Below are 11817 nucleotides of genomic sequence, written 5' to 3'. Positions count from 1 at the left end.
GCGATCTTCATGGAGACGCGCGTGCAGGCCGACACGGCCGACCGGGAGTTCTGGAGCGGTGTGCTGACCGCCGGCGGCGCCACCGCCGTACCCCGCTGGGTCCGGGAGCCGGTGCCGGAGGCGGTGGAGCAGGAGACGGCGGTCCCGGACGACGTGACGACCGCGCTGCGCGCCCTGGTGCGGCGGTCGGGTCTGCCGCTCAGCGCGGTGCTGCTGGCGGTGCACGCCAAGGTGCTGGCCGCGCTGTCCGGCGAGCGGGAGGTGGTGACGGGGTACACCGCCGGGGTGCGCGGCGAGCCGCTGCCGTGCCGCCTCCGGGTGCCGCCGGGGTCCTGGCGGGCGCTGGTGACGGCCGCCGAGCAGGCCGAGGCGGCGGTGCTGGCCCACCGGGAGTTCCCGGTGGCCGAGCTGCGGCGGGAACTGGCGGTGGCCGAGCCGCCGTACGAGGTGGTGTTCGGCCCCCTGGGCGCCGACGAGGCCCACGCCGACGACGGTGTGCTGCACGTGCGCTGGTGCGAGCGGGGCAGCCGGCTGGTGCTGCGCCTCCGGTACCGCGCGGACGTGCTGGACGCCGACGGCGCCGCCCGGATCGGCGGCTACCACCTGAAGGCCCTCGGGCTGCTGGCGGCCGGCCCGGACACCGGGCACGACCAGCACAGCCTGCTGTCGGCCGAGGAGGTGCGGGAGCAGCTGGAGGGGCTCGCGGGACCCCACCGGCCGCTGCCCGACGCCCGCGCGCACGAACTCTTCGAACGCCGGGCCCGGACGCACCCGGACGCGGTGGCCGCGGTGCACGGCGAGCACGTCTGGACGTACGGCGAGCTGAACGCGCGTGCCAACCGGCTGGCGCGGGCCCTGCTGGAGCGCGGGGTGGGCCGGGAGGACGTGGTCGCCGTCGTCACCGAGCGCGGCCTCGACTGGCTGGCGGCGACGCTGGCGGTGTTCAAGGCGGGCGGTGTCTACCTGCCGGTGGAGCCGCACTTCCCGGCCGGCCGGATCGCGGCGATGCTGACGCGGGCGGAGTGCCGGCTGGTCCTCACCGGGCCCGGCGGCATGGAGAACCTGGACGAGGCGCTGGCCGGTGTGCCGGGGGCCGGGAAACTGCCGGTCGAGACGGCGTACGCGGAGCCGCACGCCGACACCGACCTGGGGTTGCCGGTGGACGCCGGACAGCTGGCCTACATCTACTTCACCTCCGGCTCCACCGGTGAGCCCAAGGGCGCGATGTGCGAGCACGCGGGCATGCTCAACCACCTGTACGCCAAGATCGACGACCTCGGGATCGGCGAGGGGTCCGTGGTGGCGCAGACGGCCCCGCAGTGCTTCGACATCTCGCTGTGGCAGCTGGTGTCCGCGCTGCTGGTCGGCGGGCGGACGCTGCTGGTCGGCCAGGACGTGGTCGTGGACGTGGAGCGGTTCGTCGACACCCTGGCGCGCGGCCGGGTGGCCGTCGCCCAGGTCGTCCCCTCCTACCTGGAGGTCGTGGTCGCGTACCTGGAGCAGCACCCCCGCGAGCTGCCGGACCTGCGCTGCGTGTCGGTGACCGGCGAGGCGCTGAAACGGGAGCTGGTCCAGCGCTGGTTCGCGCTCATGCCGGGAGTCCGGCTGCTCAACGCGTACGGGCTGACGGAGACCTCGGACGACACCAACCACGAGGTGCTGGCGGACGTGCCGGACCGGGTGCTGCTGGGCCGCGCGGTGAACAACGTGCGCGTCTACGTCGTGGACGAGGACCTGGCGCTGGTGCCGCTGGGCGCCCCGGGGCTGATCGCGTTCTCCGGTGTCTGCGTGGGACGCGGCTACGTCAACGATCCGGAGCGGACCCGGGAGGCGTACCGCACGGACCCGTACCGGCCCGGTGAGCGGCTGTACCTGGGCGGTGACCGGGGCCGCTGGCACCCGGGCGGCAAGCTGGAGTTCCTCGGCCGCCGGGACAACCAGGTGAAGATCCGGGGCTTCCGCATCGAGATCGGCGAGATCGAGAACACCCTGCTGCGGGTGGACGGGGTGCGGGACGGCGCGGTGGTCGTCGTGGAGCGGGGCGGCGGGAACAAGCACCTGATCGCCTTCCACACCGGCCGGCGGCACGAGCCGGAGGTGCTGCGCGAGGCGCTCGCGGCGGCGCTGCCCGGCTACATGGTCCCCTCCGCGTTCCACTGGCTGGACAGCCTTCCGCTGACCGCCAACGGCAAGATCGACCGCAAGGATCTGACGGCGCGGGCCGAGCGGGCCGCGCACACCGAGCGGCCCGAGCCGGCGGAGCGGGAGGCGCTCGGCCCCACCGAGCGGCGGCTGGCCGCGGCCTGGGCGGAGCTGCTGGGGGTGCCCGAGGAGCGGATCGGCCGGACGGACCACTTCTTCGACTCCGGCGGCACCTCCCTGACCGCAGTCAGGCTCAGCGTCGCCCTGGACCGAGCGGTGTCCCTGAAGGACATCACCCGGCATCCGGTCCTCGCCGACCTGGCCGCCGTGCTCGACGGCGCCGCTCGGCAGCGGCCGGAACTGCTCCAGCCGCTGTCGGAGGCGGACGGCGCGCCGGAGGGCGCGCTGGTGTGCTTCCCGTACGCGGGCGGCAACGCGGTCAACTACCGGCCGCTGGCGGCGGCGCTGGCGGGCGGCGGCCCGGCGGTCCTCGCGGTGGACCTGCCCGGTCACGACCTGGCGGCCCGCCGGGAGCCGTTCGCGTCGATCGCGGACGTGGCCGCTCAGGTCACCGACGAGATCGTCGCGCGCGGTCTGACCCGGGTCATGCTGTGGGGCCACTCCTCGGGGGCGGCGCCGGCCCTGGAGACGGCGCGCAGGCTCAAGGAGCGGGGCGTGCGGGTGACGCGGGTGTTCCTCGGCGCGCAACTGCTCGGCACGGCCGCCGACCGCGGCGCCGCCGTCGCCGAGCTGACGGCGCTCGGCGACGCGGAGATCGCCGGGCGGCTGGCCGCGGACGGCGGCCACCCGGAGCTCGCCGAGCTGAACGAGCGGCACGCCGAGCGCGTCGGCGCCGCCTACCGGCACGACTGCGTCGCGGCGCACCGCTACTTCCTCGCGGCCCTCGCCGCCCCGCCACCGGTGCGGCTGTCCGCGCCGGTGACGGTGGTCGTCGCCGCCGACGACCCGCACACCGCCGGGCACGCCGCACACCACCGCGACTGGCTGCTGCTGGCCGAGCGGGTCGAGCTGCACGAGCTGGCCGACGGGGGCCACCACTTCCTGCGCACCCGCCCGGCCGAGGCAGCGCGGGCCGTCCTGACGGCGACCGCGCCCCTGGCCTCCACCTGAGGCCCGTACCTCCATCCGACGGGCGATTCGAAAGGAAACCGAGATGCCGTCCTCATCCCTGGCAGCACCACTCGACGTGGAGCTGCGGCCGGACCGACCAGCGTTGCTGCGCGTCGCGCCACCGGGCGACGCCGTGAGCTGGGCGGCCGAGCACCGAGAGGCGCTGCGCGCGCAGGTCGCCGAGCACGGGGCGCTGCTCGTGCGCGGCCTCGGCCTGACGGACGCGGAGCGGACCGGTGCCGTCTTCGCCCGGCTGGCGGGCGGGCTCATGACGGAGACGGAGGCGTTCGCCCCGCGCGAGGCCCACGGCCCGGGGCTGTACTCCTCCACGCCCTGGCCGGCCAACCAGCCGATGTGCATGCACCACGAGCTGAGCTACCACTCGGAGGTGCCCGGGCTGATGCTCTTCGCGTGCCTGACCGCGCCCGAGACGGGCGGGGCGACCGGGGTGGCCGACGCCGAGCAGGTCCTCGACGCGCTGCCCGCCGGCCTGACGGAGCGGTTCGAACGCGAGGGCTGGCTGCTGACCCGCAGCTACAACGACGAGATCGGGGCGTCCCTGGAGGAGTCGTTCGGCACCGACGACCGCGCCGAGATCGAGCGGTACTGCCGCGCGCACGCCATCGACTTCACCTGGCGGGCGGACGGTTCGCTGCACACCGAGCAGCGCCGCGCCGCGGTCGTCCGGCACCCGGTCACGGGCCGGCGCTGCTGGTTCAACCAGATCGCCTTCCTCAACGAGTGGACGCTGGCACCGGAGGTGCGCGAGTACCTGGTGGACGAGTACGGCACGGACGGCCTGCCGTTCAACACCCGTTACGGCGACGGCGGCGAGATCGGCGAGGACGTCGTCCAGTTCCTCAACGCCACCTACGAGCGGCACACCCGGCGCGAGCCCTGGCAGACCGGCGACCTGATGCTGGTGGACAACATCCGCACCGCGCACAGCCGGGAGCCGTACACCGGGGAGCGGCGGATCCTGGTCGGCATGGCCGAGCCGCGGCGCCTGGCCGACGGCTCCCCCACCCCGGAGGCGAGCGGACGATGACCGATCTGCTGTCGAGCACCGCCCGCACGGCCGGCGACGCCCCCTCGGTTCCCGGGTTCGCGGTCATCTCCGGTGAGCAGGTGAAGAGGGCACTGGAAGGAGCCGAGAAGCAGCTCGTGGAGCTGGTCGGGGAGACCTACCGGCTGCACGGCGCCGGGGACTCGGTCAACCCGCCGTCGTACTTCCTGCGCTTCCCCGACCGTCCCACGGCCCGGATCATCGCGCTGCCGGCGTCCATCGGCGGATCGGTCCGCGTGGACGGCCTGAAGTGGATCTCCAGCTTCCCGGAGAACGTGGGCGCCGGGCTGCCGCGGGCCTCCGCGGTGCTCATCCTCAACGACCACGACACCGGCTACCCGTTCGCCTGCCTGGAGAGTTCCATCATCAGCGCGACCCGGACCGCCGCGTCCGCCGCGCTCGCCGCGGACTGGCTGAGCCGTGACCGGCCCCGGCCGGCCCGGGTCGGGTTCTGCGGCACCGGTCTGATCGCCCGGTACATCCACACCTTCCTGGCCCGCACCGGCTGGACCTTCGAGGCGATCGGCGTGCACGACGTGTCCGCCGACAGCACCGAGGGCTTCTGCGGCTATCTGCGGCAGGCCGGTGCCACCGAGCCGGTCACCGTGCACGAGAGCGCGGAGGGCCTGATCCGCTCCAGCGACCTCGTGGTCTTCGCGACCGTCGCCGGCCGGCCGCATGTCACCACCCCGGGCTGGTTCGCCCACAACCCGCTGGTGCTGCACGTGTCGCTGCGCGACCTCGCCCCGGAGGTGCTGCTGGAGGCGGCCAACTTCGTCGACGACGTCGAGCACTGTCTGAAGGCGGACACCTCGCCGCACCTGGTGGAGCAGCTCACCGGCGACCGCGACTTCCTCAACGGCACGCTCGACGACGTGATGCTGGGACGGGCCGCGCCGCCCCAGGACCAGCCGGTGATCTTCTCGCCCTTCGGCCTCGGCGTCCTCGACCTGGCCGTCGGCAAGTACGTCTACGACCGGGTGGCCCGGGCGGGAGAGCTCCGCCTCATCGACGACTTCTTCCACGATCTGCGCCGGTACGGCTGAGGCCGTTGTCCTCAGCCCTGGTAACAGGAGGCCTGCCGTGCCCGTGATCTCCGCTCCCCACGCCTTCAACGAAGGAAGCCTCTTCGTCGACCTGGAGTCGGTATTCGGATACCGCCTCTATCTCAAGTGCGAGGGCTTCAACTTCGCGGGATCCATCAAGCTGAAGGCCGCGAACGAGATGGTGGAAGGTGCCGAGCGGGACGGGAACCTGACACCGGACTCCATCCTCGTCGAGTCCTCTTCCGGCAACCTCGGCGTCGCCCTCAGCATGATCGCGGCGAGCAAGGGTTACCGGTTCCTGTGCGTGACGGACCCCAGGTGCAATCTGTCGACGAAACTGCTGATGGAGGCCCTGGGCGGTCATGTGCACGTCGTGACCGACCTGGACACCAACGGCGGTTTCCTGGGCACGCGACTGGAGTACGTCCGTTCGCTGTGCGCCTCCGACGACCGGTACGTGTGGCTCAGCCAGTACACCAACCCGGGCAACTGGCGAGCGCACTTCCGCACGACGGCGCCGGAGATAGCCAGCCACTTCCCGCGCCTGGACGTGCTGTTCGTCGGCACGGGCACCGCCGGGACCCTGATGGGCTGCGCGCGCTACTTCCGCGACTGGAACCGGCCGGTGCGGATCGTCGCCGTGGACAGCATGGGTTCGGTCGCCTTCGGCGGCCCGCCCGGCCGGCGGATGATCCCGGGCCTGGGCATGAGCATGCGGCCGCCGCTGCTCGACGAGTCCTACGTGGACGAGGTGATCCGGGTGGAGGAGGCGGACACCATCCGCACCTGCCACCGCCTGGCCCGGCGGGGCTTCCTGTTCGGCGGCTCGACCGGGACGGTGGTCAGCGCCGCCACGGACTGGCTGGCCCGGCACGGCACCCGTGACCTGACCGCTGTGGCCATCGCCCCCGACCTGGGCGAGCGCTACCTCGACACCATCTACCAGACCAACTGGCTCCAGGACCTGTACGGCGACCAGTTGCTCGACTCCGCGGGGCTGGACGCGGTGCCCTGGGACGAGGAGTCGGCGTCCCGGGCGCCGGACGGTCGCCCCGGGCCGATCCGTTTCCGAACCGAACCGCTCCCGGTCGGGACCTCTTCCCGGCCGGTCCGCTTCCGGTCGGGTCTGCTTCCGGTCGGGTCCCTCCTGGCCGGCTCAGGTCTCGGCGAGCGCGGCGGTCCGGGCGGTCCGGGCCCGCCAGGGGATCCAGCAGGCGGTCACCGTGACGATCAGCGCGCTGAGCGCCACCGTCGCCATGCCCAGCGTCAGGTTCGCCGCGCTCGCCACGAAGCCGATCAGGGCCGGCCCGCCCAGCAGGCCGGTGGTGCCCATCGCGGCGACCAGGGCGAGGGCGTCCGAGCCCCGCTCGGCCGCCGCCACGTACACGCACGGGGTGACGGCGGCGGCGCCGAGGCCGACGCAGGCGAACCCGAGCAGCGTGGGGACGACCCCGCCGGCGAGCAGGGCGAGGGCCAGCCCGGTGGCGGCGACCGCACTGCCGGTGCGGACCACACGTCCGTCGCCCCAGCGGGTGCGCCAGCGGTCCGCGCGGACGCGGGCCAGCAGCATCATCACGGAGACCACCGCGATGCCGAGCGGGGCGACACTCGCCGACGCCTCCACGACGTCCTTCATGTAGAGCGTCGACCAGTCGTTCATCGCGCCCTCGGTGATCGTGCCGAAGACCATGGCGCACCCCATGAGGAGGGTGGTGCCGGAGAACAGGGCGCGGCCCGGGCGCCGCTTCGGCCCGTCCGGGGCCGCGGCGGCGGGCTCCCGGTGCGTCAGCAGTCCCGGCCGGGCGCCGCCGAGCAGGAGCAGCAGCAGGGCGCCGGCGACGGCGAAGTGGGCCGGGACGGAGCCGGTCAGCGCGGTGACACCGGAGGCCAGCAGCGCGGCGGCGAGCAGTCCGGCGCTGAAGGTGGCGTGCAGCTGGGACATGGCGGTGCGGTCGTACGCCTTCTCCAGCGCGGCGCCCTGCGCGTTCATGGCGACGTTGAGGCAGCCGACCGCGACGCCGTCGGCGCACACGGCGAGCAGCGCCAGCGGGTAGTCGGGCACCACGGACAGGGCGGCCAGGACCGCGACGAGCAGGCCGGCGGAGGCGAGGGCCAGCCGCCGGGAGCCGAGCCGGCGCATCAGGACGGCGACCAGCGGGAAGGAGGCCGCCGCGCCGGCCCCGCAGGCCATCAGCAGCAGGCCAACCTCGCCCGCGCCCAGGTCCAGCCGGGTCTTCAGCGCGGGCAGGCGGGCGATCCAGGTGCCGTACTGGAAGCCGAGGAAGCAGAACAGCGCCGCGATCGACCACTTGGCGCGCGCGAAGGAGGGTGCGGGTCCGGGCATCAGACGGCCTCCCGGGCCGGGTGCGGACGGGGTACGGCGGCCACCTGCGCCGACATGTAGACCGCGGCCGGGCCGTAGTCCGGCGGGACCGGGGTCGTGTGGTGGGCGCGGTAGCCGTTGGCCCGCCAGAACGGCTCCTTGTCGGCGACGGCGACCAGCGAGATGGTGGCGAAGCCGCGGTCGCGGGCGGCCCCGGTCAGATGGCGCACCAGCCGGGTGCCGAGCCCCCGGCGGCGCAGCGGCGCGCTGACGACCAGGTCGTGCAGGTGCAGGTTGGTGGTGTGGTGGACGGTCCGCTCGGGGCGGCTCAGATCGGGGCAGCGGAACCGGGGGTAGGGCAGGGCGAGGACGTAGCCGGCGGGCCGGCCGTCGAGGTCGAGGACGAAGCAGGTGCCCGAGGCTCGGGCCCGGGAGCGCAGCAGTTCCTCGCCCTCGGCGAGGGAGAGGTCCGCGTACGCCTCGCTCTCCAGGGCGGCCAGCCGCGGCCAGTCGGCCTCGGTGATGCCCCGTATGCGGTCTGGCATCTCAGTGGTGTCCTTCCGGGCCGCGGGCGCACACGCAGGGCAGCGGGCGGATGCCGTTGAAGCCCTGGGTCGTGTAGCTGGTGGCGTAGGCGCCGGCGGACAGGACCCAGACCGGGTCGCCGGAGGTGACGGACCCGGGGACGGGCACCGGGTGCCGGCCGCCGCCGTAGGCGTCGTCGCTGTCGCAGGTGGGGCCCGCGACGATCGCCGGGACGCGGTCCTCCGCCGCGTCGTGGCCCGGGAAGAGGAGCGGGTGCGTCACCTGGTCCATCTCGTACAGGCCGTTGAACTTCCCGGCGCTGAGGTACAGCCAGCGGGCGCGCTCGCCGTCCGGCTGGACGCGTTCGGTCAGCCGGACCACACGGGCGCGGACGGCGCCGTGGTCGGCGACCAGATGGCGTCCCGGCTCCACCACGAAGCGGAGCGGGGCGGTGGCCAGGCCGGTCAGGCGGTCCATGCCCTCGCGGATCACGGTGAAGATCTTGTCCAGCGGCGGGTCGAGGGGATCGCCGTACCGGTCGAGGTAGCCGAGCGCGGGCAGGCCGCCGCCGAGGTTGACGTGGTCGGGCTCGATGCCCAGCGCGCCGAGCGCCACGAGCACCTCGGCGAGCGAGTCCAGTGCCTGCTGCCAGGCTTCGCCGGTCATCTGCTGGGAGCCGACGTGCACGGAGAGGCCGGCCGGGACGAGACCGGCCGCGCGGGCGGTGGCCAGCACCCGTACGGCGTCCTCCGGAGCGCAGCCGAACTTGCGGTTCAGGCCCCACAGGGCGCCCTCCCCGCTGGTGGCCAGCCGGCAGAACACCCGGGCGCCGGGGGCGTGCGCGGCGATGGCGGTGACGTCCTCGACGCTGTCGGTGGCGAAGGTGCCGACGCCCAGGCGGTGGGCTTCGGCGATGTCGTGGTCGGATTTGACGGTGTTGCCGTAGTGGACGCGGCCGGGCGGGGCGCCGGCTCGCAGTGCCTGGGTGATCTCGGCGGGGCTCGCCGCGTCGAACCCGGCGCCGCGGGCGGCCAGGCAGCGCAGGACCTCGTCGACGGGGCAGGCCTTGAGGGCGAAGCGGACCCGGGCGCCGGGCAGTTCGCCGAGCAGGGTGTCGTACTGACGCTCTATGCCGGTGAGGTCGTAGACGACGCGGTCGTCCCCGGCGGCGGCCAGCGCGGCGGTGAGTGCGGGGGCGGGGACGCGGGTGTTCATGTGCGGGCCGCCTCGGTCAGGGCGGGCCATGCCTCGGTCAGGGCGGCGAAGTCCTCGATGTCCCGCTCGGCCCGGTCCAGCAGTTCGGCCCGGGTCGCCGCCAGTCGCCCGGCGAACGCCTCGTACCTGCCGCCCAGTTTGCGGTAGGCCCCCTCGACGCGGTCCAGGCGCCAGACGTTCTCGGCGCGGTCCAGGCCGGTGCTCTCCCGCAGTAACCCCGTGATCCGCTCGGGCCTGACCCGCCCGCGGGCGTCCAGCAGGGCGGCGCCCTCGGCGGCCATCCGGTCGTAGACGTGGTGGAAGTAGAGCATCGACAGCAGGAACTTCACGAACCGGCGCTGGTAGGCGGGGAAGCCGGTGTCGGTGCGGCGTTCGGGGGTGTGGAAGTTCTCGATGTGCCGGTTGTGCTGGATGCCGGGCAGGCCCGCGTCGTGCACCAGGTGGAGGAGGAAGTAGTCGCTGCCGATGGTGTCGGTGGCGGGCGGCAGCGGGACGCGTTCGTACACCGCCCGGTCGAAGGCGACGTTGCACATGTCGACGCGCATGGGGTCGACCAGGGTGAGGGTCGAGCGGTCGCCGGTGAAGGGGGCGGTGCCCGCGCCGGTGAAGGACTCCTCGACCAGGGCGCGTTTGCGGTCCTCGGGCCAGTCGCCGGGTGCCCAGAGGCTGACCACGTCGTGGTAGACGCCCTCGTCCAGCCGCCGTATCTCCGCGATGTCGACGGAGAGTTCGCCGATGAAGGAGGCTCCGGCCAGGGATACCGGGCGGTCGGCCAGGGCCGGGTCGAGGCGGGTCGGCAGGCCGGCCGCCGTGGCCTCGGCGGCCGGGCGGCCCAGCCACGGCAGTTCGTGGTGGACGGGGTAGATCACCTCGCCGTCCAGGACCTGATAGGTGCTGTCGGAGTCCCGGCGGTGCACCGAGTGGCAGCCGAGGGCGGCGGCCAGCAGGAAGGCGCGGTTGGTGCAGGCGCCGTAGGAGAGGGCGGGCGGCAGCATCAGGCGCAGCAGCCGGTCCGGGCCGGGCAGGCCGGCCCGTTCGATGGCGCGGCGCAGGAAGGCGCGCTGCCGTTCCTCGTCGAGGTGGTGGACGGTCACGCCCGGCAGCTCGGGCAGGGCGGCGACGGTACGGGTGTGGGCGGCCCGGGTGGTCTCGTCGGCGGAGTCGAGGATCAGCACCCGGACGTCGGCGCCGAAGCGGCGGACGGCGTGGGCGGCCTCGGCGTGCAGGGCGGTGATGGCGGCGGAGCAGGCCCGGTTGGTGGGCAGGGCGAGGCAGATCCGGGGTGCGGTGGGGGCCTGGTTCACTGCGTGGTCCACGAGTCGAGTCCCAGCAGTTTCCGGCCGAGCGGGTCGAGCGTGGCGGGGCCGTAGCGCAGGGCTTCCGGCCGCCGGGCGTCGCCGAGCAGGGTGGCGTTCCAGTCGGGGGTGGCGAGGGTGCGCCAGGAGTGCACGCGGGAGTCGCGCAGGGCGGTGTGCTCCTCCAGGGCGGGCATCATCGACAGGTACTGGACGGCGCGGACGGCGTTGTCCGAGAGGTTGGGGCCCACCCCGTGGGCGAGCAGCCCGTTGAAGATCAGCAGGTCGCCGGCCTGGAGGTCGGGGCGGATCACCGGGAACTCGGCGCGGTCGACGGCGGGCCGGACCGGGTCGCGGCCGGGCGGCTGGGCGACGCGCCACTCCTCGAAGCGGCGGAACAGCTCCGGCGCGCACTGGAAGCCGCCGAGTTCGGGCCGGGTGTCGGTGAGCGCGACGATGCCCTGGACGCGCTGCGGCAGCACGGCGAGGGTGGTGTCGACGTCCCAGTGCAGCTCGATGTCGAAGCCCTCGTCGGTGGCCTCGATCAGGGAGCGGGAGCGGGTGCCGGTGTTGGGCGGGTTGAGGTTGAGGCGGTCCAGGGTGACCCACAGCTCCGGGCTGTCCCACACGTCCACGAAGGCGTCGTACACCCGCCGGTTCTGCCGGCTGTCCCAGATGAGCTGGTGGTGGTAGGCCTCGACGAAGCCGTAGATGTAGAGGTGCCGGTCGAGTTCGGAGCGGAACTCTGGTTCCCGGTACCAGGTGTCGGGGCGGTCGGGGTCGAGCCCCTGGAACCGCCAGGCGAAGTCGAGCAGGGCCTTGGCCTCGCCGGGCGTGATGGCCTCGCGTACGACGACGTAGCCGTGGCTCTGCCAGAAGGCGAAGTCCTCCTCGGACAGCACGCGCAGCGGCTGGGTCTTCTCCAGGTCGCGCAGGGGCGTCGGGGCGAGGTAGGTCTCGCCGTCGGCGCTGAAGTAGGGGCAGCCGGTCGCCGCTCGGTGGAGGTAGGGGGCGGGCTCGTGCATGCGTTCACTCCGGGGTGATCGGGACGACGGCACCTTGGGGTCGGACGTG

8 protein-coding genes and 1 pseudogene are annotated in these 11817 nt (G+C 73.9%); 4 read left to right on the top strand and 5 right to left on the bottom strand.

What is annotated here, in order from left to right; all coding sequences use genetic code 11:
* The first annotated feature begins 9 nt into the window (after window positions 1-9).
* The 4 genes and pseudogenes from IF37_RS0102570 to sbnA all read left to right on the top strand — a co-directional run.
* The gene (locus IF37_RS0102570) at window positions 10-3273 is read left to right on the top strand and encodes a non-ribosomal peptide synthetase (protein ID WP_030735371.1); all 3264 of its coding nucleotides are present in this window, start codon (window positions 10-12) and stop codon (window positions 3271-3273) included.
* Window positions 3274-3316: 43 nt separating this feature from the next.
* A complete protein-coding gene (locus tag IF37_RS0102565) occupies window positions 3317-4321 on the top strand; it encodes a TauD/TfdA family dioxygenase (RefSeq protein WP_030735368.1) in 1005 nt (334 codons plus the stop codon).
* Window positions 4318-5385 (top strand): 2,3-diaminopropionate biosynthesis protein SbnB, encoded by a 1068-nt coding sequence (gene sbnB / locus IF37_RS0102560; RefSeq protein WP_030735366.1) that lies wholly within the window; start codon window positions 4318-4320, stop codon window positions 5383-5385. Before IF37_RS0102565 ends, sbnB begins: the two co-directional genes overlap by 4 nt.
* 37 nt (window positions 5386-5422) lie before the next feature.
* Window positions 5423-6373: pseudogene (gene sbnA, locus IF37_RS41435) on the top strand (2,3-diaminopropionate biosynthesis protein SbnA); the annotation flags it as partial.
* Window positions 6374-6541: 168 nt separating this feature from the next.
* On the opposite strand, the gene IF37_RS0102540 reads toward sbnA, so the two are convergent.
* From IF37_RS0102540 to IF37_RS0102520, 5 genes are read right to left on the bottom strand one after another with little or no spacing between them, the layout of a single operon-like run.
* Complete coding sequence (locus tag IF37_RS0102540; RefSeq protein ID WP_030735364.1) at window positions 6542-7729, bottom strand: MFS transporter; 1188 nt, start codon at window positions 7727-7729, stop codon at window positions 6542-6544.
* Complete coding sequence (locus tag IF37_RS0102535; RefSeq protein WP_030735361.1) at window positions 7729-8253, bottom strand: GNAT family N-acetyltransferase; 525 nt, start codon at window positions 8251-8253, stop codon at window positions 7729-7731. The genes IF37_RS0102540 and IF37_RS0102535 overlap by 1 nt, the downstream gene beginning before the upstream one ends.
* 1 nt (window position 8254) lies before the next feature.
* On the bottom strand, window positions 8255-9448 hold the full coding sequence (locus IF37_RS0102530) for a type III PLP-dependent enzyme (protein WP_030735357.1): 1194 nt from the start codon (window positions 9446-9448) through the stop codon (window positions 8255-8257).
* Window positions 9445-10764: a DUF6271 family protein gene (locus tag IF37_RS0102525; RefSeq protein WP_253915612.1), complete on the bottom strand. Its 1320-nt coding sequence runs from the start codon at window positions 10762-10764 to the stop codon at window positions 9445-9447. Before IF37_RS0102525 ends, IF37_RS0102530 begins: the two co-directional genes overlap by 4 nt.
* Complete coding sequence (locus tag IF37_RS0102520; protein WP_030735351.1) at window positions 10749-11768, bottom strand: phytanoyl-CoA dioxygenase family protein; 1020 nt, start codon at window positions 11766-11768, stop codon at window positions 10749-10751. The genes IF37_RS0102525 and IF37_RS0102520 overlap by 16 nt, the downstream gene beginning before the upstream one ends.
* Window positions 11769-11817 lie beyond the last annotated feature (49 nt).

Origin of the sequence: Streptomyces sp. NRRL S-31 (genome assembly GCF_000718775.1) — a bacterium.
Taxonomy (GTDB): Bacteria; Actinomycetota; Actinomycetes; order Streptomycetales; family Streptomycetaceae; genus Streptomyces.
The sequence above is the reverse complement of the archived record's forward strand: the minus strand, read 5'-3'. Positions and strand labels throughout refer to the sequence as shown.